At 40.6% G+C, this 24,828-nt stretch carries 27 protein-coding genes and 1 tRNA gene; 16 read left to right on the top strand and 12 right to left on the bottom strand.

The window, feature by feature from the left end; translation table 11 throughout:
* Window positions 1-69 precede the first annotated feature (69 nt).
* Complete coding sequence (locus AABK37_RS10080) at window positions 70-2,379, bottom strand: GumC family protein (RefSeq protein WP_432551432.1); 2,310 nt, start codon at window positions 2,377-2,379, stop codon at window positions 70-72.
* Window positions 2,380-3,064: 685 nt separating this feature from the next.
* Between AABK37_RS10080 and AABK37_RS10075 the strand changes: the two genes are divergently transcribed.
* The 5 genes from AABK37_RS10075 (at window position 3,065) to AABK37_RS10055 (ending at window position 9,033) form a co-directional block, all read left to right on the top strand.
* On the top strand, window positions 3,065-4,363 hold the full coding sequence (locus AABK37_RS10075) for an O-antigen ligase family protein (RefSeq protein WP_432551465.1): 1,299 nt from the start codon (window positions 3,065-3,067) through the stop codon (window positions 4,361-4,363).
* A 9-nt stretch (window positions 4,364-4,372) separates the two neighbouring features.
* Window positions 4,373-5,302, top strand: a complete 930-nt coding sequence (locus AABK37_RS10070) for a glycosyltransferase family 2 protein (RefSeq protein WP_432551431.1) — start codon at window positions 4,373-4,375, stop codon at window positions 5,300-5,302.
* A gap of 197 nt (window positions 5,303-5,499) precedes the next feature.
* Window positions 5,500-6,642, top strand: a complete 1,143-nt coding sequence (locus AABK37_RS10065) for a glycosyltransferase (protein ID WP_432551430.1) — start codon at window positions 5,500-5,502, stop codon at window positions 6,640-6,642.
* Between the two features lie 14 nt (window positions 6,643-6,656).
* A complete protein-coding gene (locus tag AABK37_RS10060) occupies window positions 6,657-7,844 on the top strand; it encodes a glycoside hydrolase family 5 protein (RefSeq protein ID WP_432551429.1) in 1,188 nt (395 codons plus the stop codon).
* Window positions 7,845-7,914: 70 nt separating this feature from the next.
* A complete protein-coding gene (locus AABK37_RS10055; RefSeq protein ID WP_432551428.1) occupies window positions 7,915-9,033 on the top strand; it encodes a glycosyltransferase family protein in 1,119 nt (372 codons plus the stop codon).
* Between the two features lie 181 nt (window positions 9,034-9,214).
* Here AABK37_RS10055 and AABK37_RS10050 read toward each other — a convergent pair whose 3' ends face one another.
* Window positions 9,215-10,003: a WecB/TagA/CpsF family glycosyltransferase gene (locus AABK37_RS10050; protein ID WP_432551427.1), complete on the bottom strand. Its 789-nt coding sequence runs from the start codon at window positions 10,001-10,003 to the stop codon at window positions 9,215-9,217.
* A 1,039-nt stretch (window positions 10,004-11,042) separates the two neighbouring features.
* Between AABK37_RS10050 and AABK37_RS10045 the strand changes: the two genes are divergently transcribed.
* Together AABK37_RS10045 and AABK37_RS10040 are read left to right on the top strand one after the other, a co-directional pair.
* Window positions 11,043-11,882, top strand: a complete 840-nt coding sequence (locus AABK37_RS10045; protein ID WP_432551426.1) for a hypothetical protein — start codon at window positions 11,043-11,045, stop codon at window positions 11,880-11,882.
* A gap of 50 nt (window positions 11,883-11,932) precedes the next feature.
* A complete protein-coding gene (locus tag AABK37_RS10040) occupies window positions 11,933-12,073 on the top strand; it encodes a hypothetical protein (RefSeq protein WP_432551425.1) in 141 nt (46 codons plus the stop codon).
* Here AABK37_RS10040 and AABK37_RS10035 read toward each other — a convergent pair.
* From AABK37_RS10035 to pds, 4 genes are all read right to left on the bottom strand, one after another.
* On the bottom strand, window positions 12,066-13,397 hold the full coding sequence (locus tag AABK37_RS10035; RefSeq protein WP_432551424.1) for an ABC transporter substrate-binding protein: 1,332 nt from the start codon (window positions 13,395-13,397) through the stop codon (window positions 12,066-12,068). The genes AABK37_RS10040 and AABK37_RS10035 overlap by 8 nt on opposite strands.
* A 260-nt stretch (window positions 13,398-13,657) precedes the next feature.
* Window positions 13,658-13,749: transfer RNA gene (locus AABK37_RS10030), tRNA-Ser, on the bottom strand.
* 232 nt (window positions 13,750-13,981) lie between these two features.
* Window positions 13,982-14,914, bottom strand: coding sequence for a 15-cis-phytoene synthase CrtB (gene crtB / locus AABK37_RS10025; RefSeq protein WP_432551423.1), 933 nt, complete (start codon window positions 14,912-14,914; stop codon window positions 13,982-13,984).
* Window positions 14,898-16,337 carry a 15-cis-phytoene desaturase gene (gene pds, locus AABK37_RS10020; RefSeq protein ID WP_432551422.1) on the bottom strand — a complete coding sequence of 480 codons (1,440 nt, stop codon included), beginning with the start codon at window positions 16,335-16,337 and terminating at the stop codon, window positions 14,898-14,900. The genes crtB and pds overlap by 17 nt, the downstream gene beginning before the upstream one ends.
* Window positions 16,338-16,419: 82 nt before the next feature.
* On the opposite strand from pds, the gene AABK37_RS10015 reads away from it, so the two are divergent.
* Window positions 16,420-16,563, top strand: a complete 144-nt coding sequence (locus tag AABK37_RS10015) for a hypothetical protein (RefSeq protein WP_432551421.1) — start codon at window positions 16,420-16,422, stop codon at window positions 16,561-16,563.
* 807 nt (window positions 16,564-17,370) lie between these two features.
* The gene (locus AABK37_RS10010) at window positions 17,371-18,594 is read left to right on the top strand and encodes a septal ring lytic transglycosylase RlpA family protein (RefSeq protein WP_432551420.1); all 1,224 of its coding nucleotides are present in this window, start codon (window positions 17,371-17,373) and stop codon (window positions 18,592-18,594) included.
* On the opposite strand, the gene AABK37_RS10005 is transcribed toward AABK37_RS10010, so the two are convergent.
* Window positions 18,554-18,955, bottom strand: a complete 402-nt coding sequence (locus AABK37_RS10005) for a hypothetical protein (RefSeq protein ID WP_432551419.1) — start codon at window positions 18,953-18,955, stop codon at window positions 18,554-18,556. The two genes, AABK37_RS10010 and AABK37_RS10005, sit on opposite strands and share 41 nt — an antisense overlap.
* Before the next feature lie 21 nt (window positions 18,956-18,976).
* Here AABK37_RS10005 and nagZ point away from each other — a divergent pair, with 21 nt between their 5' ends.
* Complete coding sequence (gene nagZ / locus AABK37_RS10000) at window positions 18,977-20,125, top strand: beta-N-acetylhexosaminidase (protein ID WP_432551418.1); 1,149 nt, start codon at window positions 18,977-18,979, stop codon at window positions 20,123-20,125.
* Window positions 20,126-20,180: 55 nt separating this feature from the next.
* Here nagZ and AABK37_RS09995 read toward each other — a convergent pair whose 3' ends face one another.
* Window positions 20,181-20,336, bottom strand: a complete 156-nt coding sequence (locus tag AABK37_RS09995; RefSeq protein ID WP_432551417.1) for a hypothetical protein — start codon at window positions 20,334-20,336, stop codon at window positions 20,181-20,183.
* A 4-nt stretch (window positions 20,337-20,340) separates the two neighbouring features.
* Window positions 20,341-20,595, bottom strand: coding sequence for a hypothetical protein (locus tag AABK37_RS09990; protein ID WP_432551416.1), 255 nt, complete (start codon window positions 20,593-20,595; stop codon window positions 20,341-20,343).
* 221 nt (window positions 20,596-20,816) lie between these two features.
* Between AABK37_RS09990 and AABK37_RS09985 the strand changes: the two genes are divergently transcribed.
* From AABK37_RS09985 to AABK37_RS09975, 3 genes are all read left to right on the top strand, one after another.
* Window positions 20,817-21,020 carry a hypothetical protein gene (locus tag AABK37_RS09985; RefSeq protein ID WP_432551415.1) on the top strand — a complete coding sequence of 68 codons (204 nt, stop codon included), beginning with the start codon at window positions 20,817-20,819 and terminating at the stop codon, window positions 21,018-21,020.
* Window positions 20,986-21,204: a PIN domain-containing protein gene (locus AABK37_RS09980; RefSeq protein WP_432551414.1), complete on the top strand. Its 219-nt coding sequence runs from the start codon at window positions 20,986-20,988 to the stop codon at window positions 21,202-21,204. Before AABK37_RS09985 ends, AABK37_RS09980 begins: the two co-directional genes overlap by 35 nt.
* 199 nt (window positions 21,205-21,403) lie before the next feature.
* Window positions 21,404-21,832 carry a hypothetical protein gene (locus tag AABK37_RS09975; RefSeq protein ID WP_432551413.1) on the top strand — a complete coding sequence of 143 codons (429 nt, stop codon included), beginning with the start codon at window positions 21,404-21,406 and terminating at the stop codon, window positions 21,830-21,832.
* A gap of 281 nt (window positions 21,833-22,113) precedes the next feature.
* Here the strand turns inward: AABK37_RS09975 and AABK37_RS09970 are convergent, their stop codons facing one another.
* Entirely contained in the window at window positions 22,114-22,686 is a 573-nt protein-coding gene (locus tag AABK37_RS09970; RefSeq protein ID WP_432551412.1) for a transposase, read from the bottom strand.
* 175 nt (window positions 22,687-22,861) lie between these two features.
* On the opposite strand from AABK37_RS09970, the gene AABK37_RS09965 reads away from it, so the two are divergent.
* The 3 genes from AABK37_RS09965 (at window position 22,862) to AABK37_RS09955 (ending at window position 24,228) form a co-directional block, all read left to right on the top strand.
* A complete protein-coding gene (locus tag AABK37_RS09965) occupies window positions 22,862-23,068 on the top strand; it encodes a hypothetical protein (RefSeq protein WP_432551411.1) in 207 nt (68 codons plus the stop codon).
* 53 nt (window positions 23,069-23,121) lie between these two features.
* The gene (locus tag AABK37_RS09960; protein WP_432551410.1) at window positions 23,122-23,892 is read left to right on the top strand and encodes a hypothetical protein; all 771 of its coding nucleotides are present in this window, start codon (window positions 23,122-23,124) and stop codon (window positions 23,890-23,892) included.
* A gap of 192 nt (window positions 23,893-24,084) precedes the next feature.
* Entirely contained in the window at window positions 24,085-24,228 is a 144-nt protein-coding gene (locus AABK37_RS09955; RefSeq protein WP_432551409.1) for a hypothetical protein, read from the top strand.
* A 46-nt stretch (window positions 24,229-24,274) separates the two neighbouring features.
* Here AABK37_RS09955 and AABK37_RS09950 read toward each other — a convergent pair whose 3' ends face one another.
* Together AABK37_RS09950 and AABK37_RS09945 are read right to left on the bottom strand one after the other, a co-directional pair.
* Entirely contained in the window at window positions 24,275-24,616 is a 342-nt protein-coding gene (locus tag AABK37_RS09950) for a type II toxin-antitoxin system PemK/MazF family toxin (RefSeq protein ID WP_432551408.1), read from the bottom strand.
* The gene (locus AABK37_RS09945; RefSeq protein WP_432551407.1) at window positions 24,603-24,812 is read right to left on the bottom strand and encodes a toxin-antitoxin system, antitoxin component, Xre family protein; all 210 of its coding nucleotides are present in this window, start codon (window positions 24,810-24,812) and stop codon (window positions 24,603-24,605) included. The genes AABK37_RS09950 and AABK37_RS09945 overlap by 14 nt, the downstream gene beginning before the upstream one ends.
* Window positions 24,813-24,828: the final 16 nt, after the last annotated feature.

Raw genomic sequence — 24,828 nt, 5'->3', positions numbered from 1 at the left:
GTTCGCGTAGCGTCTCCGAAGGAGAAGGAGAAGGAATAAGAGTTTAAGAGAGATTTTGCGTAAGTTATATTAATGTTCAACGGTGTTAGCAACCGTACCTAAAATGGAAACACGAGAAGATTTTAATTCTTCTAATGCTTGTTTCAAAGTAGGACGAAGTGCTTTACCTAATCCGGTGACTAACACAATTCCATCTACTTGTGAAAGCAAAACATTGGTATCGAGACGACCTAAAAGATGTGGTGTATCGTACACAACTAAGTCGTAATTTGTTTGCGATATATCGATAAAAGTCTGCATTGTTAATGAAGACAAAAGCTTTGTTGGGTTAACAGGTATTCTCCCAGCAGTCAAGATAAACAAATTATCATCTGAGGGTGATTGCTGAATTACTTTGCTGATATCTATACCGTCAGAAAGTACTTCACTAAATCCTTGATTGTTTAATAAACCGAATCTCAAATGTATTTGCGGATGGCGTAAATCTCCATCTACTAATAATACTCGCGCTCCGGCTTCTGCCGCCATCTGTGCTAAATATGCCGCCACTGTGGTTTTCCCTTCGCCAGATGTTGCGGAAGTGATAGCAATTGAGCGAATAGAAGCCTCCATTTTATAAGATTGAACTTTCGTATAAAACGAGCAAAATGCTTCTATAAACTGAGCCGATTTGTATTGTACAGATTTAGCATAATTATCTAGTTCGCGTTCCGGATTATGTTTTTTAGTTAACTGAGCTACATCACCTGCACGCGCCAATTTTTTCAGTTCTTTATGGAAAGGAATTACCCCCAATAAAGGCAATTGAGTTGTCTGTTTTACCTCGTCACCATCGTGATAGACATTTTCTAAATTATCGAGAACAAAAGCAACTAAAATGCCTAAAAGAATACCTGCAACTCCTCCTAAAAGTATGTTACTTGCACCGCTAGGTGAAACGGGCATTAGTTGACCGGTTTTGTTACGCGGTAATGTGGGAGGCATAATTAGTTCCCAAGGAACTTCTTGTTGTGCAGCATCTACGCGCAATGCTTCTTGGCGATTTAAAAGCTGATTCAACGTATCAGTAGCTGCTTGCAATTCTCGTTGCATATTAGCGTACTGACGTGAAAGTACTGGATATTCAATAATTTGTTGATTTAATTTAACTTGAGCCGCATTTGTAGCTGATAAACTAGCTTCGAGTGACTTAACTTGGTTAGTATTATTAGCCAGTTGTTGGATAAGTTCGCGGCGAACAGAATTTTGAAAACCGCCTACTTGCGATGAATTTAATTCGACATCGGGTGCGTTGTTTCCTAATGTTAATTGTGCTTCTTGATTCAATAAAGGTAATAGTTTTTCTCGTTGTTCGCGCAAAAGCCTGATTGTCGGACTTTCGTCACTAAAACGAACTGATTCTGTAGCAATCTTGGCTTCGATGTCGCGGATGCGAGTGAGTATCTGTTGATATTGAGGTGATTCACTCAAAGCTGAAGCTGCGATCGCTTCATTTTGTGGCATTCCCAACTGACCTTGCAAAGAAAGATACAGTGATTTTGCCTCAGCCAATTTTTTCTCAGTTTCTAACTTCGTAGCTTGCAGTTCATCACGTCTTTTTAACAGTTGTTCCCCTTGTAGCTGCGGGTTAAACAAGTCATGTTGCTGCTGAAAAAATTGTAATTGACCTTGCAGCGCATTTACCCGATACCGCAATTTTGGCAACTGTTCATCAACAAATTTGATTCCCTGACGTAAATTCGTTTGCTGTTGTTGTTGACTATACTTGCGATAAGCTTGCGATACGCGATCCAAGACAATCTGAACTTTTTGCGGATCGGAATCACGATAGCGAACCTCGATGATTCGAGATTCATCTTTACCTTTTGCCATTCGGTTAACATACAGTGTACCTTCTCGCCCGCTAGCTAGTTTACCAGATACATCATTGCCAACCAAGCGATCGTAGCTAATTTCTGGATATTGTTTTTGCAGTTCTTGAATTACCGGATTTATCAGCTTCGGACTTTTCAAAACCTCCATCAAAGCTTGATAATCCAACGCAGTAGTATTTTGTCTGCTGATTTCGTTGACATTTTGCTGCAACGTTTGCGAAAGCAAAATCAGTAACTCATTATCAGAAGTTTTTAACGGTTCAACTAACAGTTGAAACTTGCCTTCATACTTGGGAATACGAGTTGCACTCCAGCCAATTGTTCCTGTTGTGACTATAACTGCCACGCTAGCAATTACAGCTATTCTGCGGCGTAAAACTGTAACAATTTGACTCAAACCTTGATTGTTTTCATTGCCTTCAGGTTTTTTCCAAAACCCATAAGATTCTCTTGACAATGAATTGGAATTTTTCAGTTCCTGCAAATCTTCTTCCTTAATTGGCATCTGCGTTCCCATGCAAAACTGTTGAGGATATCAATTTGATAATTCTCTTTCGGAAAACTTAATTTTTTTTCCAACCGAGGTAGGCAGATAATTTGGATAGCTACCAATAGCTAATGTTGCGATTGCCAAAACCTAGATTGGATTGTTGAGAAAAAGAGCGAACAGTCAACATAAAGTTATATTGTAGACCCTACATCTTGGATTAATTATGTCTCAATAAATCGATTTTGGAGAATAAGAGACATGATACTTACCAAAATTTTTCTAAGTCTAGATATCCTCAACATATCCTGTTAACAGAATAATGCACTGCGCTTAGTCAAAATTTCATCAAAAAATATTATTGATGAAGATTAAGTAAAGTTAATCCTAAAATTCTTTATTCCAAGTTAAATTTGGGGACAGAGCCGCGTCAAATCTTAACCAGGATAGTATTTTCTCAGTTCTACCGCTCTTCAAATCGCCAATGCTAGTAATTACAGGTTAATGCATTGATTTATAGCTGACTAGAAATTTGTACAGATGGTATTCCGGATTAGCTATTGATAACATCTGCGTGCTGACTTGTTAATTAAATAACTTTATCGGCAATTTTGGCTTGGCTACTCATGCTATTAAAAGGGACTTTTTTCGTCTCAGTAATTTCCTTTTGATAGCAGTACTAAAGTGGAAAAATCGAGTTGTGATGCTTAGATTTACAAGGCTAGTTGAAAAGGCATTTGTTGTATTTTCTCTTTTTCTTTCAACAGCTGCCTTGATACCAGTGCTATTAGAAAGTCCAGATGGTAGTATTCCCCAAGACCCTTATAGTCCCTTACTTTTCATGGGGATTTATATGGTGACTTTGCTTTTGCTTGCGACACAGCGAAAGAGTTTTCTGCTAGTTGCACAAAAGGACTTTTTAATTTGGGTACTGGTAGGAATTGCATTAGCATCAGCAATTTGGACTGTAGCACCAGATATTACCCTACGCCGCAGTTTATTGTTGTTAGGAACAACTCTATTTGGCATATACTTAGCTATGCGCTACAGCTTGCGAGAGCAACTACAGTTATTAAGCTGGGCGCTAGGTTTGGTAATTTTACTTAGTATTGTGTTTGCCATAGGATTGCCATCTTACGGTTTAATGACCATTCAAGAGGGAGGCGTTCACGCAGGTGCTTGGCGGGGTATAATGTCGCACAAAAACCTCTTGGGACGGTTGATGGTTTTGAGCAGTATGGTGTTTTTATTTGTAGCAAATTCTGATTCAATTGCTAACAGTAAAAACCGCTGGTTGCCGTGGATTGGCTATGTTCTTTCCATTGTTTTAATAGTTCGATCAACATCCAAAACTGCTTTAGTTGTATTTGTGGTGTTGATGCTAATTATGCCGCTGTATAGAACTTGGCGGCGTAATTTTAACCAACTAGTACCGATAGCGATCGCTCTCATTCTGGTAATAGGAAGTGCAGTTATTTTGTTTGTCGATAACTTACCCTTCATCACCAGTGCATTAGGGAGAGATTTGACACTAACAGGACGCACAGAGTTATGGAGCGTAATGCTTGAACTCATTCAAGAACGTCCTTTATTAGGTTACGGATTCAATGGCTTTTGGAGAGATTGGGATAGCGATGTCACTGCCTATCTTTGGCGTACACTTCAATGGGAATGTCCCTACGGTCATAACGGCTTCATGGATTTATTAGCCGAATTAGGTATATCCGGATTAGCTGTATTTTTATTGAGTTTAACAACAGCTTATATCCAAGGAGTACGCTGGTTAAGAATTACCAAAAACGTAGAAGGACTGTGGACATTAATGTATTTAAGCTTTTTGGTAATTTATAACATCAGCGAAAGTACCCTTTTAGCTACTAACAGCATCTTTTGGATTCTATATGTGTCCACAATTTTTTCAATGGCTATAGAGTCAGAACAAGCTCAAATTTACAGCTATGCGGCAGTAATGGCACAAGAAAAAGAGCCAAACTTTAGATAAGGAGAAAGAATGCTAATTTCAGTATGTGTAGCAAGTTATAAACGTCCTGAAGGATTAAACCGCTTGCTAACAGGTTTAAATCAGCTAACTTTTAATAAGTGTGAAACACCAGAAATAGAAGTAATTATTGTTGATAACGATGTCACTGGTTCAGCGAGTAAAGTTTGCACAAGTCAACTGCTTAAATTCAAATGGAAAATGAAATATTCCATTGAACGACAGCGGGGTATTTCCTATGCGAGAAATAAAGCGATCGCCTGCGTTAACAAAAATGCAAACTTCATCGCTTTCATAGATGATGACGAAGTTCCCCACCCATCTTGGTTAGATGAACTTTTATTCGTTCAGCAAACACATAATGCAGACGTAGTAACCGGACCCGCATTACCACACTTTATCAAATCAGACGTACCTAACTGGATTATCCAAGGTAAATTTTTTGAGCCACAACGTTACCCAACAGGACATCTCCTCAAAGTTGCATTTACCAACAACGTACTAATTCGCTCCTCAATTTTACACAATATAGATAAAATTTTCGACGAGCGTTTTGCACTCTCCGGCGGCGAAGATTCCCACTTTTTCATGCGCCTTCACCGCGCAGGATATAAACTAATATGGGCAGACCAAGCCTTAGTTTACGAGTGGATACCCGAAAGCCGTACTAACATCAAATGGATACTCCAACGCGGTTATTTAGGTTGGAGCAGACACAGCTTTTGCGAACGCGAACTTTACCCTTCAATAATCCTACTCACCATACGCATCACCAAAGGAATCGCACTAATAGCTCAAGGATTATGCTTCATCCTTCCCTCCCTTTTCTTCGGACAACATCAATTTATTAAAGCATTATTACGTATCTACAAAGGCGTAGGAACCCTAGCAGGTATCGCCGGAATGCGCTACCAAGCCTACAAAATAACTCAAGGAATCTAACCAAACAGACTTGAATCTAACCCTTCAAAAATAGATTCTCTCCTCCTCTTCTCTTCGCGTACTTCGCGTCTTTGCGGTTCGTTAAACACGTGCATCTCAACTCATCTCCTGCAATTGTAAGAACCTAACTCTTCAACACACCTCACAAATTATTTAAGCACTTTAGTGCTTACTACCTAAAAACTCCAAGCTACGTAATGAAAATATTATACTTAACAACCGTCCTTCCTAGTAAAAAAACAACAGGCGGTGAAATTGCATCACAGACATTTATCGATGCACTTCAACATAACGGACATGAAGTCTTAATCCTAGGATATCAACGCCCAAGCAGTATTTTCCAACCAAAACACAATGAAATCGCCATCGCTCAAAGACACATAGAAACCGACAAATCCCGACTTTATCCAATGCTTTGGATGAGCTTAGGACTATTAAAAAATCTTCCCTACTCCTCAGCAAAATATTATTCCCAAAAATACATCAATCAACTCAAAATTTTAAAACAAGAAAACTTTGACATTTTCATAATAGATCATGCCCAAATCGGCTGGTTAGCACCTTTCATTAACAACAAAGCAAAAATTATATTCATCGCTCATAACGTTGAACATGAAATATATCTAGCGCAATTGAAAAACTCTCAAAGCCAGATATCACAACATATATATCAGCGAGAAACTTACCTCATCAAAGATATGGAAGATAACTTGGCAAGAACAGCTACACAAGTTTGGACATTTACAGAAGATGATGCTAGCTATTTTTTAAATATCAATCAAGCAACTAAAATTTTTCATCTACCTTCTAGCTTGAAAATATCACCGAATCAACCTACAATCAAAAACTTTGATATAGGTATTATCGGTTCTTGGACATGGAAAGCTAATAAATTAGGGCTGAATTGGTTTTTAGATAAAGTTTATCCGCACCTACCCACAAACTTATCAATTCACATAGCTGGGTTAGGTGCTGAGTGGTTGCGCGGACAGTATCCTAATATCAATTATTGCGGTTTTGTCCCCAGTGTCCAAACATTTATGGCAGAGGCAAAAGTATTAGCAATTCCCTCTATTAGTGGGGGTGGTGTACAGATAAAAACTTTGGATGCGATCGCTTCCGGTTCTCCTTTAGTAGCAACACCTACGGCATTACGTGGCATATCTGAATATCCCTCTTCAGTTATAGTTGCCGAAAAACCAGAAGAATTCGCTCTTTATTTAATTCAATTATTAACTTTAAACACAATACCAGATATTTGTGCCGAGGCGATCGCCTGGTCAGAAAACCGCCACTCAAAATTTATTGCGGATATTATTTATGCCATAAATCATCTTTAATACATTATTTTTACATGCAACGACTCAAATCAATACTACAGAGAAGCTTCACAGCAAAAATTGCCATTGGCTTCATCTTAGTTTTACTCTCTACAAATCTCTACCTTTTTTCGCCACAATTCCCCAGCAGCACAGAAGCCGCAGCTACTAATATTATCTTGCCCTTATCGACTCGCGGTTCTCAGATTCTTGATGCTAAAGGCAAAATCGTCATGCTGCGCGGCATCAACTGGTTTGGTATAGAAGTTAACACACATGCGCCTCATGGTCTTTGGATCAGAGACTATAAAGACATGCTGGCTCAAATTAAAAGTTTGGGCTACAACTTCATTCGTTTACCCTATTCCGTAGAAGCACTGCGTTCTCCAAACGTCAGCGGTATCAACTTTTCTATCGGAGCAAATAAAAATTTGCAAGGGAAAACTCCTCTTGAAATTATGGATTTAGTAATTCAAGAAGCTCAACGTCAAGGATTGCTGATTCTGTTAGACAGTCATTGTCTTAAAGATGACCGAATTTCTGAATTATGGTATGGAGACGGATTCACTGAGAAAGACTGGATTGACACTTGGACGATGCTGGCAAATCGTTACAAAAAATACACCAACATCATCGGAGCAGATTTGAAAAACGAACCCCACGGTAGTGCAAGTTGGGGAACTGACAACCAAGCTACAGACTGGCGATTAGCTGCACAGCGGGCAGGAAACCAAATTCTCAGCATAAACCCAAATTGGCTAATTCTCGTTGAAGGAATAGAGAAAAATGTGCCCGGTCAAAAACAGTCAAATTACTTTTGGGGTGCAAATCTCGAAGGTGTCCGCAAATATCCAGTGCGTCTGAAAATACCCAAAAAACTAGTATATTCACCTCACGAATACGGTGGTTCTAATGTGTCCTGGTTTGCAGATCCGATATTCCCCGCAAATCTTTATCAACGCTGGGAAACTGGATTTAATTATATTGCCACTCAGCGTATTGCCCCAATTTTAATTGGTGAATTTGGCGGATATTTTGTAGATAACAAATCAAAAGAAGGAATTTGGCAACGCTTTCTTATCGATTACATTGCTAAGAAAAAGCTGAGTTTTGCTTATTGGTGTTGGAATCCCAATAGTAAAGGTACTGGCGGCATTCTCCTAGATGACTGGCAAAATATAAACGCTCCAAAACAAAAGCTTTTGAATAAGCTACTGAAATAAACTTCCCCAAACCCCTAACTTTACACTCTTTCTTTGCGCCTTTGCGCCTTGGCGTGAGGTAAATTTTAACATGTCGAAAAACACCAAACCAAGAATTTTAATTATATCCATGAGAAACTTGCATTCTCAAGCTTTTCGCTCTGCCGAATATGAATTTGAAGATGCAATTTGCACTTTTGACTATGCTGATATGCTGACACCTGAGTTCGCTTCTGGCTTTAGAAAGCAAATAAATAAAAAGTTAGCAAATTACGCCGGATTAACTGTAGGTAACGGCAAGCTTCTCAAATCAGGTTGTCGGACATCAACTGTGGATAAAGAATATGATTTATTATTTTTTATCTGCCAGCATTTTTGGGATATAACCTGTATAAATTCAATAAAACAATGGCGAGAAAAGTGTTATAAAGCTGTTTTATGGATAGATGAAATATGGGCTAAAGAAGTTTTGGAACATAAGACTAAGCTTTGTCTGGAACTTGTCAAAGATTTTGATTATATTTTCACGACTCAAGCCAAGAGTGTTGATGCGATCGCTAATCTACTTCAGCGTCCTTGTTACTCTCTACCTTATGCCGTCGATGCTATCAAATTCTGCCCCTATCCGCTTCAACCTCAAAGAAATATTGATGTTTATAGCATCGGTCGTCGTTCACCAATAGTACACAAAGCTTTAATAGAACTAGCAGAAGACAATTTTTTATATTTATATGACACTCTCAAAGGTCTGCAAATGATTAACTATAAAGAACATCGAACTTTATATATTAATCTAATTAAAAGAAGTCGTTATTTTATCGCTAATAAAGCAAAATTTGACAGCGTTAATCAAACAGGTAATCAAGAAGAATTAGGTTCTCGCTTTTTTGAAGGAGCAGCAGGTGGAGCAGTAATGATTGGAATTCCTCCAAATTGTGAAGCTTATACCACATACTTTAATTGGCAAGATGCAGTAATTGAAATACCCTACAATGCCGTTAATATAGCTGATATCATAGCAGAACTTGACGCACAGCCCGAACGCATAAAGAGAATACGTCAAGACAATATTATTAACTCACTATTACGCCACGACTGGGTATATCGCTGGAGCCAAATATTAGATAAAGTCGGACTCGAACAAACACCAGAAATGTTATCTAGACAAGCTAATTTAAAGAATCTAGCCAAGTTAGTAATAAAAGCATAAATTAGCTTAAATAACAGATTTACAAAGTTAATAACTCAATCTATTATTTAGCCCGCGTAGGCGGGCTTTGTCTGTATAGCCCCGACTTCTAGTCGCTAGGGCTTTTCTGTAAAAATCTATTATTTAGCCCGCGTAGGCGGGCTTTGTTTGTATAGCCGCGACTTCTAGTCGCTAGGGCTAATTACAATCTATCAACAATTTCCCAAATTCTGCTATCATCCTTACGGTCTTTTTTCAGAAATAACTTGAATTTTTGTTTCAAAAGTAGTATAAAGAAAACAACATCATCTACTAAATATCTTTTCCACAATCTTTTAGGTTCACGTAATAACCTAAACAACCATTCTAACCCTACTTCACTCATCCATTTAGGCGCTCTTTTCACATTGTCGGCTTCAAAATCGATAGTTGCCCCTAATGCCATAAATATTTTGATAAATGGCAAACTATCTTTGTACTTGTATATCCACTTTTCTTGTTTTGGAGCGCCAAGACCTATCACCAGAACTGTAGCACCTGAATTATTAATCATGTCAATTATGTTTTGACATTCCTCTACGTCATGTTCAAACCCAAAAGGCGGAGAATATGTAGCAATTACCATATTTCTGCCGATTTTTTGATTTATCTTATTTTGAGCCGTGAGAGCTACTCCTTTACCTGCTCCTAAAAGAAAAATCTTTATTTCTTCATTTTTCTTATGGTAATTGTAGAAAGCAGGAAATATGTCTGAACCGGAGATTTTTTCTTTGATTGGTGTTCCGAGAAATCTTGAAGCATAAATCAGGATTTTACTGTCACAAAGGTTATAATCACTAATGCTGTATGCTTGCAAAAATTCCGGGTCTTTTTCGAGTTTGATGAGATGATCGACATTGGGCGTAAATACTACCCCCGATTCTAAGTTTTCTAAAAACTCTCTCTTTGACAAATTGTCAAATTCCAAGTTCAGAATTTTAACTTTATTCATGGTAGCGCCCAGTACGTGATAACTTTCAAATTGTTCACAAAAAAAACAATATACAGTGAAGCGTGAGGAGAAGTTTCAAGACTCAATATTGTTCTTTCATTGTTCAGGATTTTCTGGGTCTAGACATTTGTCATCAAATATGAATACAGTAAATTGGCAATACATGAAAGCCATTTAGTAGCAGTTACATCAATTGTGGATAAACATTCCTGACGGGGCGATATCGCGCCAATCATGCTTTCTTTACATGGGGAAACAATCATTTCATTGCTGCCTGACCTCGAATCTGCTTTATCTACGCCCTTAATTATCACGAACAAAACTAGAACATTTAACCACACAATCTGTAATGTGAGAAACTAATTCAAAACCAAGTAAGTTGAGGAGCAATATAATTTTGGTTTTGATTTACCAAATTTTTGCCGGAGATAAAATTTAAGCTTACAGGAAATTTTCTCACGACTGAAATTTGATAATAACTGATAGCTTAACATAAAAGATAAAAAGATAATAGTAGCTTCACCTATTTTTCATGAAAAAAATATGAAGTTCAGTTGATATAAAGTCAAGAAAAGCCGGAAAATTCGAGATTTTATCTGTTTTTAGTTGCAGAAGTTAGGCGATCGCTCAAGCGTAAAAAATTTGTAAAGCAGAGTCCAGAGACTGGGATAGTCGATTAATGTAAAAATTACTGTAATCCAATTTTTGTTGGGGAGGCTGTGCAAAGCAAAAACAACTGCTGCATCAGCACTGTTGCACTTTCATGCGGAGGCATCACCATTCCGAACTGCCGTAGAGACTGGAGAGAGCGCGGAACGTCTCTACTCCCCATTTTCATAGGAACAAGTATAGTTAATTTTTGTCAACCGTTAAATTCAGGATATATTACTTGATTTTATGGTGTCAAATATTAAATACTTTCCACCCAATTAAGTATGTGTGAATTGATTTTTTGGTGTTAAATTTTGAATATTGCCAGAAGTTGACTCAAAACAACTAAACCCTTATCTATTTTGGCAATATTCTTAGAGGAGTGAATGTGAGTAATATTTTTCTTCGTAAACGTGTTTTTTGCCTGACCAGTGTAACTGTAGCAGTTCTAGGTAGCGGCTTATCTGCTGTTGCTCAGACAGTACCAGCGGTTCAACAATCAACTCAGCTATCCACAACTGAAGTGTCTGTTGACCAAACGAGTGCTGGGGTAGAGACTCAAAGCCAAAACTTCTCTACTGTATCAGAAGGCAATCCTGTTTTGGTATCAAATTCTACAACTTCGCAACAGTTCCCAGGCATCAATACAGAGGAAACTGCTAATCGAATAGTCACGCCTGTTCCCGGAACAACGTCAACCTCATCTGCGGCACTAACTACTCAATACCCGCAAGCGCAATTTCAAGCATCTTTACCAAAATCTAATTCTCAGGTGGCACAAGCGGATATTGATCCGGGTAGACCTACCCGTGGTGGCAGTAGCTATGTTGGTATCGCTGCCAACCTTGGTATAAGTGGCGGTGACTCCGCTGTGGGCGACGGCAATTTTATGGTGATTAGCAAAATAGGATTGTCAAATGCCATATCAGTGCGACCGTCGGCTGTGATTGGCGACAATACTGCTTTTTTGATTCCTGTTACTTACGACTTTTCCTTTCAGCAGTCATCAGATCCATTTAGCGAACCATTACCGATCGCTCCTTATGTCGGGGCTGGTGCAGCGATTAATACTGGGGATGACACTCAAGCCGCTTTTTTAGTAACTGGTGGCGTTGATGTGCCTCTAAATGCTCAATTTACGGCAAATGCTGCTGTAAATGCCGCATTTTTTGATGAAACCGACATCGGATTGTCGATTGGAGTTGGCTACAACTTCGGTCGCTTCTAAATCTAATAGGTAATTGGGCAATTGTTTAATGGGCAATGGGCAATTGTTTAATGGGCAATGGGCAATGGGAACGTGAGAATAAAGTCAAATCTTTTTCCCATGCCCACTTGGACGATGCCCCATGCCCCATGCCCCATGCCCACTTGGACGATGCCCCATGCCCAATTACCCATTACCCAATTTTTACTTAGGGCTAACTTTATCTATCGTCTTAATTTTACCGTCGTCGCCAACTGTCCAGACATCGTAAACACCGACCACATCGCCATTTTGGTCAATATCTACGTTGCCGCTGGCTCCCTGGTAGTTAATTTTCTTACCTTCTTTCAGTAACTTCAGTCCCTCGCAGACATCAGCAACTTCTGTACCAGGACCATTGGCAACTTCACGGATTTTGCTGGCTATGCCGACACCTGTATTATCTTTAGCGGATTGCGCTGCCAATGCTAACAAAGCGGCAGCGTCCCAAGCGTGGGCAGTATATGGTGCTGGTGGAGATCCTTTTTTGGATTGCCAAAGCTTGGCGAAAGCATCTAATCCTTTACCATTGGAACCAGGTACAGTACCGATCGCTCCACTAACAATATATTTACCATCACCAGCTTTCCCAACTCTATTTGGGAAGGTATCTGACTTGGTGCCATCTGTCAGCATAATCTGTACTCCCTGAGCCAGACCTTGCTGATAAGCAGTTTTTAGTAGTAAACTAGCAGTTTCTTCATAAGCTACGACCAATACTGCATCCGGTTTCCCGGCAAAAGCTGCTTGAGCTTCGGTATCAAAAGTGGTGGCTTTGGGGTCGTAACGGGTGGGGCTATTTTTGTTAACTACTGTTCCACCTGATTTTTCAAAAGCTTGGACAAATGCTTTTTCAAAGCCTACACCGTAGTCGTTATTTATTACAACTGTGGAAACTTTTTTGAAGCCTTTTTTATTCGCAAGTTGAGCCAAGGCTAATGCTTGGTAGGTATCGGGGGGAGCAGTACGCGCCCAATAACCTTTATAATCTCCTTTGCCTGCCTTTTCGGTAAATACTGGGCTAGTACTACCTGGAGAAATCAACATCACTTTATTGGGTGTAGCGATGGAAACTGCGGCTGTAGAAACGCTGCTGGCAAAAGACCCAACTACACCACCAACTCTATCTACGGTTGCTAATTTTGTCATCCCCGCAGCACCGGCTCTAGGGTCTGTTTGGTCGTCTACAGGTACGAGGGTGACTTTTTCACCGTTCACCCCACCACAAGCGTTAACTGTATCCACAACTAAGGGAACAGCACCCACCATCTGCTGACCGATGGAAGCTAAGTCACCAGTTGAGGGTAACAGCGAACCAATTTTCAGTCCTTTGGCATTACTCGCTGTGGTAGTTGAACTGGCAGGGGCAGTAGTAGCACCATTAGTTGTGGTAGTGGTGCTACTAGTAGTTGTAGTCGTTTTCGTACAAGCTGCCGCGAGGAAGCCAGATAATAAAGTAGCTAAACTTAGAGCTAAGGCGGAATTGATTTTTTTCATAAATTACTTTCACTCCTCTGATTTGTGGGAGCCTGAAAGCAATATTCTAACTGGATTATCAGGACTCCGGATGATAAATCATATCATCATCCTTAGGGCATCATCCTTGGGGAATAAAAGTATCTGCTCTTAGTCGATAATTTTTACTGATTCGTAGTAAGCGCTTAAGCGCTTATCTTAGGCACTGAAGTGCCTACTACGAACCTCAATTCACACTCTTCGGTGTGGATTGCAGTTTTAGTTTTGACAGACTGGGAAAACGGAGAGGGAGGGATTCGAACCCTCGGTACGGAGTTGCCTGCCGTACAACAGATTAGCAATCTGCCGCTTTCGACCACTCAGCCACCTCTCCAGTGTCACGAATATGAATAATATCAGATTTTCAAGGCACAGTCAAGGGGGATTTGTTATTTGTTGGTTATTTGTTGGTGGTTAGTTGTTAGGTAGAGACGTTCCACACCGAACGTCTGTACAAAAGTTAGTTGGTAGTTGATGGTTGTTGGGGGTTGGGGTCAAAAAATACTACTAACTACTAACTACTAACGACTAACTACTATCCAAATTCCACCAACTATCGACTAAAGTTAGAGGACTTGCGATCGCAGCCAAGCTACTGGCAAACTGCTTAACTTTTTCCACTGAGCCACGTAGGCGCGTTGACTAAACACATCATAATCGTTACGTTCAATAACGCTTAAAATGCGACTGTAATGCATCAAAGATGCCCACACAGGCAAGCGGGCATCGGGTGACAAGTAAGATATTCCTTTTTCTGCTTTGATATAATATTGGCGTGCCCTGGCAATTTGAAAACGCATGAGAGAACGCCAGCGCTCATCGACAACACCTTTCAACAAATCTTGCTCGGTGTAGTCAAATCGCGCCAAGTCTTCTTGGGGAATGTAGATTCGTCCTCGCCTTGCGTCTTCACCCACATCCCGGAGGATGTTGGTGAGTTGGTGGGCAATTCCTAAAGTGATCGCTTCTTCGGTGGGAATGTATATCGGTTTTTGGCGATTCCACGGCGCTGTGTTGGCGTTTGTATCAACTCCCATCACTGCCGTTGACATCAAACCGACGGTGCCTGCTACGCGGTAACAGTAAAGATATAACTCTTTAAATGTTTCGTAGCGGCTACGGTATAAGTCCATACGCTGACCGGCAATCATATCCCGAAAGGGTTGAATGTCCATTGAGAAGCGTTGGATGGTATCTACCAAAGCTACATCGAAATTTTCAAAAGGGCTGCCGCTAAAAATAGATTCTAGCTGCTGTTCCCAAAAATCTAGTGTTTCCGGCGTAGTAATAGCAGATGCAGGACCATCCACCAGTTCGTCTGTTCGGCGGCACCAAGCGTAAATTGCCCAAATAGCGGGACGCTTTTCCTTACTCACTAACAAAGTACCAAGGTAAAAAGTCGTGGAGTACTTTGCTATCAGTTGGCGACAAAGTTTATAGGACTCATCCACAGAGACCAGCGTTTTCATGCGCGCTTTGGAATCAGGCAGTTGCAGCATTCGTTGCAGGCGGTCGGGTTGGCGTTTGCAGGCTTGAGGAATTTACCTCTGGGTGTACTTCCGAAATCGCCTGCGCTGTAAGCTTACCAGAAAGCACGGCACCTTCCATACTCCCTAAGTAGCGTTGCATGGTATAACTGCCTGCGAGATAGAAGTTTTTTATCGGGGTAACTTGGGTAGGGCGGTATTGTTGGCGACCAGGTATCGCCGTATAAACCGATCGCGGTGTCTTGACGACATGATATTTCAGCAGTTTTGCTGGATTGTCTCCCCCTAAGTCGTCAGGAAAGAGTTTTTTCAGTTCGACTAGGGAAGCGCTGACAATTTCCTCATCGGATTTGTCAATCCAATCTTTCGCTGGTGCTAAAACTAACTCCAGCATTGAGCGATCGCTATTGGCGTATTCGCGGCAGGTGTTGCTCATATCAGCATAAACGCTGAGAAGAGGCGATCGCGAAAATAATAAGTGGTCTATATCTGTCAGTTTCCGGTCAAACCACAGATGCAAGTTAATTACCGGCACACCTGACAAACCTTCGAGCTTTTGGAAAAACTCTATTGACTGCCAAGGTTTTGGTAACATCACTTTCATTACATCCACCGACATTGCCGAAACATACAAGTCAGCGGTAATAATTTCATCTGCTGCGCCATTCAAGCCCCGAATCACAAATGCTTTCACAGTACCATCAACGTTTAGCATTATCTCTTTCAGGGGCGCATTTAACCGCACTTCGCCACCACCAGAGGTTATATGGTCTACTATCGGTTGACACAATCGCTCGGTAGGAGAACCATCCAAGAAGGCAATTTTAGAGCCATATCGTTCTTGGAGAAAGCGATTCAGCGCTGTTAGTAGAATTGTCGCGGAAACTTCATCCGGATTGATAAAGGTCAGCGCTTTGGATGCGGCGATAAAAATATCACTATTCACCCGTTCGTCTACACCTTGCCTTCTCAGCCACTCTATGAGAGTGTACTTATCCATATCTTCAACATACTTCTGACCGCGAACCACGGCTGGGAGTAGTCCTATGGCGAACTTAATTTTTTGCTCCCAAGTCAGCATGTCATTGTTGCGAAGAATCGACGCGATCACGTTGAAAGGTGCCGGAATATCCGGAACATCAAAACGTGAGAGAGTTCCCGGCTTTTCTGGCTGATTGAAAATTAGCGTGTGCTGTTTCCATTGCAGCCGGTCTTCAATTTGTAACTCTTTTAATAACTGAAGCATATTCGGGTATGCTCCAAAGAAAGCGTGCAATCCGGCTTCGTACCAGTCGCCGTCTGAGTCTTTCCACGCTGCCACTAAACCACCTAATACGTTTTGGCTTTCCAAAACAATTGGTGTGTGTCCTGCGTCCGTGAGATATTTCGCGCAGGAAAGTCCTGCTAAACCCGCTCCAGCGATCGCTACTCGCATTTAACCTTACTTTTCTTCAATATTTCTTAATCGTTTTCTCGTTTTCATTATACGTTGCAATCCGTTACATTTATCATCCCTCGTGCGATCGTCTCTGAAGAGGCAGGGGGGAGGGGGGCTTTCTTGCAGGGAGACAAGGGAGACAAGGGAGACAAGGGGGACAAGGGGACAAGGTGACAAGGGAGACAAGGTGACAAGGGGACAAGGGGACAAGGGGACAAGGTGACAAGGGAGACAAGGTGACAATTCTTTCTCCCCATCCCCCCATCCCCCCCTCCCCCCCTCTCCCCATCCCCTGCGTTCTTCATTAAAACTTATTTGTCTGAGTTATAAATTATTCAAATTATTCATCCCTGAGTTTTTATGTTATTTTGCTAGACCACAAAAAGATGAAAACCTTGCCCATTCTGCCTTATACCTTCTGAGAACGACAGATTATTAAATAATTTTCTCTGAAAGTATATTTGCTATACCTAAGCTGGAAAAGATGCTAATAGTCTTTAAATATTTTTTTGTAGTAATTACAACTATTTTTTTGAAAACATACTGGAAGTTCATTCACCATTATTATCTCTGAATAACTGATTTATTCAGTAATAATGAGCATTTGCGAGCTTGATAAGTTTACGGCATTGGTAAAGAATGCTAGCTGCTTCATCGTATATCTGGCTTAAGTAAATGAGAAGCAATATGTATGATCTATATCCTTAAATAAAATAAATTTAGTATTTTTACTGTTGCAAATGATGTATTGCATCTTTATTTTAGGGTTTTTCTTAGAGTTATTCATAACAAATTTAAATCTAAAAGTAGTAACTAATCGACATCATCTCAAAGCTTTATTTACTTATTTGCCAACAACGGTATATTATGATTTCTGCTGGGGATCGCTCATTAGCGTGCTTCTAACTAAGGAGAGATTTGTTTAAATTGGCAAAGAATATAGAGTTTGATTTTTTTGGATAAAAATTATCTTTGCCAAAACTAGGGTTGCACTTCTTATGTATGCGGGTACCTAAAATTTGACTTAACCATGCTATCTTTGGGATTTTTTTGCATTGCATCTTGGATTGGTTCATTTTTGTCGTTGAGCGAAAACTTGCCACCAAGTTTTATGCCAAAGGTTTCTCCGACAAAGGTTTCATCCAATCTAGATAAACTATTAAGTAACAATCGGGAATTTTTGGAGACACCTAAGCAACGATTAAATGTCTGGAGTACGACGATATTACCTACAAGGTTTTTGAAGATAGATTGGGGTTCTAAAGAATCACCACCAACGAAAGCTAAGTTATCGAATGTTTCGGTAAGCAAAGTAAAGCAAAGTAAAAATCAGTTTTGTAGTTCTCTGCCAGATATTGCATCTGAGAAGATTCCGGTAAAAACGGCAAGTGTTTTGCCGATTCCTCGGTTGATAGAATCAAGCTTGAATAACCGAGATTTGTTGTCAAATAAAATTTTGCGATCGCTGCAAAATTTCTTCAACTTCTCGACGATAGAGCAAGGTGTAACAACACCAGTAGTAGTTGTTCGTCGCGACCAAGACAACTATGAAGTGTGGGTAAATAACCGTATAGTTGCAACTTTACCCGACGAAATCGAAGCCAAATCAATGCAACAACGTTTAACGCAAGTCGTCAATTTGCCTAGGTTAGATGCTAATCAATTCCGACCGGCATTAGTTGACGGTATACCCGCGTTAATGGTAGGAAATCGCTTTTTATTTGCAATACAAAAAGAAGTTTCTCACTCCTCTCACCGCAGTGGTGAACTATTAGCGATTGAATGGATTAATAATCTTCGTTCAGCTTTGCAAGCACCTGCTTTATCATTAGTGGAAGGACAGCAACAAATGTATGGTTTAACTCCTTCCAAGAAAAAAATGTTTGGTTTAGCTTCTTGGTATGGTGGTTATTTTCATGGTCGAACAACCGCGAATGGTGAGAAATACAATCAAGATGAATTAACAGTTGCTCATAAGTCACTGCCTTTTAACACTTTCTTACAAGTGACTAATTTAAAGAATGGCAACTCTGTGATTGTGCGCGTAAACGATCGCGGTCCTTATATTCCACCAAGAAGTCTCGATTTGTCAAGGGAAGCAGCGAGGTGTATCAACAGTGAAACCGCTGGAGTAGTACCTTATAAAGCCGTAATTTTGCAAAGTAGCGAACCGAAAAAGTTCTTGAAAAATTCATCTATTTCTACCGCAAATCTTAAACCAGGTAGAAAACTCGCAGTAGTTTCAGATTATTGAACGGCGATTGTGGGTAAATGGTAATTGGGAATTGGGAATTGGGTAATAGGTAATTGGTAATTGGTGAGCCGGTGCGTTGGGGAGGCAGTGCGCTGGACGGGTTTCCCGGCAGACGCGCACCTGCCGTCGGGTCTCCCGACTTGAAGCAACTGGCGAACCCGAAGGGTAATGGATAATTGGTAATTGGAGGAGCAAATTCCCCCTTGTCTTCCTTGTCCACGCCAGACGCACGCCAGGTGCTACAACGGGGGGAACCCCCGCAACGCACTGGCTCCTCAACGGAGGACGCCTCCGCACAGCGCTGGCTCCCCTTGTCCTCCCCTCCCCTTGTCCCCCCCTCCTCCCAGTCCCCATTCCCCATTCCTGCCATAGGTAAATCATTATGTCAGTATCGCAACTTGAGCGCTTTGGACATCACCTGATTCTGGGTATTTCGGGTACCACATTAAGCGATGATGATAAACGCGCACTCAGCGAATTGAAACCGATTGGGGTGATATTTTTTGCAAAGAACTTTCGTCAAGGTACTCATTATCAAGTTTGGTTGGAAGCTTTTAAGGAACTAATCGACCAGGTAAGACAATACGCTGAACGCGATTCGATGTTTCTCACTCTTGACCATGAGGGAGGTTCTGTAATTCGCACACCTTTGCCGATCGCTCGATTTCCTCATCCTTTTGTGTTGGGAACACTGGCTATTGAAGTAGCGAAGGCAACAGCATTAGAATTAAAGTCATTGGGAATCAATGTATCTTGGTCTCCTGTAGCGGATATTTTTTCTAATCCTGAGAATCCCGTCATTGGACCGAGGGCTTTTGGTACGACTGCACAAACTGCTGCACAAGGTGCCTGCGATTACTATTTGGGATTGAAGGAGTCAGGAATTTTGGGATGTGCGAAGCATTTCCCCGGACATGGAGACACTAGTCAAGATTCGCACATTGAGCTACCAAGGCTAAATCTGACAGTCGAAGATTTGCGATCGCGTGAACTGATACCTTTTCAAGCGCTGATCGAACAACAAATACCGATGATTATGACCGCACACATTCTATTTCCTCAGATAGATGCAGTGCCGGCAACCTTGTCAAAATTAATTTTAAATGACATTCTCCGCAAAGAGCTTGGTTTTAAGGGAGTGATTGTATCTGATGACTTAGATATGAAAGCTGTCTCAGATATGTTTATGAAAAGTGGGACTGTGGCAAAAGCGTTTAATGCAGGTTGCGATTTATTTATCGTGTCCCGCAATATCAATTCATCATCTCTGGAAAGAACATATGCGATCGCTCAAGATTTCTCTGATTCGCTTGATAACGGCAGTCTTGATGAATCGGTAGTTGCAGCAGCTAAAGCACGAATTGATAAACTACTTGAGGTGACTCCTCAATATATAGTTCATAGTCTTGATAAAAATACACTCTTGAAACATGCTGGACTAGCGATCGCTTGTTCGTGTGGAGAGACAGATTACTTTAAGGATCTACTACGTGCAAGTTTCGGAAATTCTAAAAGTTTAGACGTTGACTGAAACATTGTTCTCTAAAGCAAGTATGGAGACTTCACAGGTATGACCATGTAAAGTTTTAAGACGCTTGCGATTGAAGATACTTCCATCGGACTGTTTGGTCTGTAACACTAGCTAAAAACTCAGCATCCGAATCATCTTGTAAATCGCTAACTTTTACAGGTTCCCGATTAATACAAGTCCAGTACATCACCTCAGCTTTTAAAAGTGACAAACCTTCAAATTGATGATTTAAAAGATTGCGATCGCCGTTCGCGGTTAAGCTCCGTAGCAATCTCAGTTGGACTGTAACCACTAAGTAATCCCCGCAAACAAGCTTTTTCAGTCGGAGTCAGTTGTTTGCACTGCCTGCGTCTTTCTTGCTGCTTGGCATCCGCAATATCTCGGTATAACTTTTCTAGGTTCCAACACTCGCTTGCTTCGGCGAACTTCTCCGCTAAATCATCGCTTCGTGGATGAGGATGTAATGCCATTACACTTATGGTCAGAATAAATTTTACTAATAGATATTAGGCTAACAGTGTTTATACAGGCAAGAAACTACATGTAATCTTTATAATTCAGTGAATATAAGGACTGGTAGCTTCATCAAGATTAGGCATCTGCACTTCGCGATCGCTTGGGAATCTGTGCAAATTACCATTTAGGCATCTAGCTGGGAGTAACGCACTCTGTACCAGGCGATCGCTTTACAATGAAGGTGGATGAACCGGATACGCTTATGACTTTGCCAGAATTGCAAAAACAAGCACTGCAATTGCCGATTAATGAACGTTGGCAATTAGTACAAACTCTGTTGGAATCGCTACAACAAGAAACTTCTCCTGCGAAGAAAAAAGGCAATTTATCCCGTTTGCGGGGTATTGCTAAAGGTACAAAGTCAAGCGATCGCTTTTAATTTCCGAGACTTTGAAGATGCGGTGCAATATGCTTGTGCAATAGCGCACGGATTAGATGTAATTGTTACCCGTGATGTATCTGGGGAGTGTAAGTGGGGAAATTCCCGTAGTGTCACCTGGGCAGTTAGGGAATATTTCAAGTTAACTTCTCAAATCACTATTTTACAAGCTTTATATATCTAGTCATCAGATAAAATTCAACAACCAAACTCATTGTTTATTGTTTGGTTGTTGAATTTTTTGCTGTGATGTTATTTGCTGTATTGGTCTAGCTGGGGTTTTGTGTTGCGGAAATTGCTAATGATGTTGCTAACGCTCATTAGGTGACTTGAGGTGAGAGCTTTGGCTATGTTTTGTTTATTACTTATAAAGCATGGTATATATGATTAAAAAATTCACTGCCATAAAATCACTTCTTCTCCTTACAAGTTTGGGGCTAGGAGTTACATCCCACATAGGTCAGGCTCAGGCGCAACAGGCAGCAAAAATGAGATTCGTCTGGGATTTTACAGCTTCAGGCGGCGCTGTTTATCTAAATATCTGCTCTGATCCTAAGTTCAATATCAACGAAAGAACTGGAGGGTGTGCAAAAATCGACATTTTGAACTCAAATGTGACAACGAATAGAGATAGAACACGCTTGGTAACAGATAGATTAAAGTTTGGTCAACAATACAAAGCTTGTCTAGTAGCTGACAACACTTTCAGCAACAGACAAGGGCGATGGATTGATTGTGTAGATTTTGCTGCTGTAGAAGGACAGACCATCTCATTTTCGCTAGGTAGAGCAAGGTATGTCGGTGCCCCCTAATCCTTAAAGTAAAGCGATCGCACTTTCGATAACCCGATTATTTCATGCGATACCTAACGGTAAGCTGAGTCCGAACGGGACACCCTGCCGGAACGCTAACGCACTTTCCACCACACGTCATCAGATCCCCGACTTCTTAAAGAAGTCGGGGATCTAGGGGAAGCGATCGCAAAGCGCGATAGTCATTAGGTAGTAACTTTTAAGAAAGTCAGGCGATCGCACTTTCCACCACACGTCATCAGATCCCCGACTTCTTAAAGAAGTCGGGGATCTATCCCAGGCTAATCATCCAGCAGCAGTCTTTTGAAACCAGCGCTATCAGGTAGGTTATGATCTGCCAAAAATTGTTGATAAGCTGATTGTTCCTGAATCTGCATCTTGACATACTCTGTTTTGGGTAGTGTTCCCGCTCGTAAACCTGCATATTCCAAATAGCTGGAAAACTCCCATTCTTCAGGTTGCTGCACGAGTCCTGCTTTCACCGGATTGAGATGAATATAGCGTGAGAGATTGACAAGATAATCAGTTTGTGAAACATGAATACTTTGAAACCGTCCCTGAAATAACACCCCAGAACGATTAAAACGCTTATTAATTGCCTTTGTGTATGAGAGTGAGAGGGATTTCATCCCATCAGACAGGGTTTCATCTCTCAGATAGACCAAAAAATGATAATGATTGGGCATTAAACAATAAGCAACAATATCTACTGCATTAGTGATGAGATGTTCTCTTATCAACCGGAGAAAATAAACATAGTTTTCACGCTCAAAGAAAATCGAGGAGCGATTATTCCCCCGATTGTAGACATGGTAAAAGTTGCCAATTTGCAAGGGAATCCGTCTTTGCGGCATAGGCTTTGAATCTGGGATGTTGCCTTTAGTATTCCCTTTTTTGGACTTTAGATCCCCGACTTCTTTAAGAAGTCGGGGATCTAGGGGAAGCGATCGCACTTTCTATGACTCGATTATTTTGGGCGATCGCACTTTCCATAACCCGATTCTTTAATGCGATCGCGCTTTCGATTACATGATGGTTTTATGCGATCGCATTTTCGATGACAGGATTATTTTAAGCGATCGCACTCTTGATGACACGCTGATTTCATGCGATGCCTACGGCGGTAAACTACGCACTTTCTCCCGACACGATGATTTTGGGCGATCGCCTATTTATATCCATATTACAAAGAGTGCGATGCCTACGGCGGTAAACTACGCACTTTCGGTGACATGATGATTTTAGGCGATCGCTACATTTTTCTTAACTCAATAAGTCTTAAAAATTAAATGAACTTTTGGCAATCTCTAAGGGTAATAATCCTACTTAATTTTTTAGGATTATTTACAATAAATATTAAATCTGCCCAAGCAAATCCCCAGCAATGTTATCAACAAGCACTACCTACCTTTACTAATTCGTATACGGCTGATTTAGTAGCATGGATGTGTCAAGGAGCTACATCTACCATACCAGCTCAATGTTTTAAAGCAGCACTTCCTACTTTTTATGATAATCAAGTTGCCAAACGAGCAGCTATGGTATGTAAAAGAGCTACATCTACAGCACCAGGAAAATGTTTTCTTGAGACTATAGGTACTTTTTATAACTCCGAGTCAGTTGAACGGGCTTTTAAATTATGTAAAGTAAATTCTAATACTTCTGATACGTCGTCTATTAGTAACAATTCTAGAGAACTAGATAGGTTATGCAAAGTAGCCCAAACAGGCAATGGGAACACTCTCTACTACTCCAATGGTCAAGTTATAACACATTATACAGGAAAAAAAGGAGCAACTTGGTATCACTCCAATGGTCGAGTCATGACACATTATGCAGGAGAAAAAGGAGCAACTTGGTATCACTCTAATGGTAAAGTTATGACACTTCATGCAGGAGAAAAAGGAGCAACTTGGTACTACTCTAATGGTAAAGTTATGACACTTCATGCAGGAAAAAAAGGAGCAACTTGGTACTACTCTAATGGTCAAGTTATGACAAATGATGGAAACTTAATATCAGAAGAAGAACTGCTTTACCCATGTAGCTACATTGAGTAGAGATAATCTTCAATTTAGTCACACTTGATACACCAGACGCTGCGCGAATCCTAACGCACTTTCCCTTAGACGATGATATAGAGCGATGCCTACGGCGGTAAACTACGCACTTTTGATGACACGATTATTTTAGGCGATAGCCGTAGGCTTAACTGAGTTATCACACTTTCCATAACTCGATTATTTCATGCGATGGCTCCGCCCGCCGCAGGCATCGGACTCTCCACCACACGTCATTCATATCCACGACTTCTTAGAGTGGATATAGAAGAAGCGATCGCACTCTCTATTACACGATTATTTCATGCGATCGCCTATTTCTATCAATATCACTAAGAGGGTGATCGCGCTTTCCAATACATGATATTTAGTGCGATCGCATCTACCCACCTAAAATAACCTGCAAAATATTACGTAATGCTTGAGTGTCAACTTCCTGGAGTTCTCCTAACTTTTTAATCACTAGTTTTTTGTCAATGGTAGTTAAAACTGGTTTAATAATTGAAGGTTTAATTAAACCAGCCGCTTTCCACTCAGTAATTGTCATTTCACCAAAAGAGGTTGCTGGATTTACTTGACTTGTGACAGCTATCAACACCACATCTGAACGTTCGCGTTGATAATTGGTAGAACTAATAATAACTGCTGGGCGTTTTTTAGTAGTAGTCTGGTCAGTGAAAGGAAACGGTACTAAAACAACATCACCAAACTTATAATTGGTCATACTCAGCATCATCGGGGTTATCCCAGATTTTATGTAAAGCTGGTTCAGAAAGCTTTGCAGCAGCTAGAGTGAGGCTAACATCTGTATTTTGCTTAGATAAAGAATCAATAAAATTTTCAACTAGTACCATTTGTTCGGGAACTAGATGACGTATTTTTTCAATTAACCTTTGCTCCGATATTTTGTCAGCTTGCATTATTTACACCCTCCTT

Origin of the sequence: Tolypothrix sp. VBCCA 56010 (assembly GCF_050875635.1) — a bacterium.
In the GTDB taxonomy this organism is placed as follows: domain Bacteria; phylum Cyanobacteriota; class Cyanobacteriia; order Cyanobacteriales; family Nostocaceae; genus Hassallia.
This window is presented reverse-complemented; position numbering and strand designations above follow the sequence as displayed.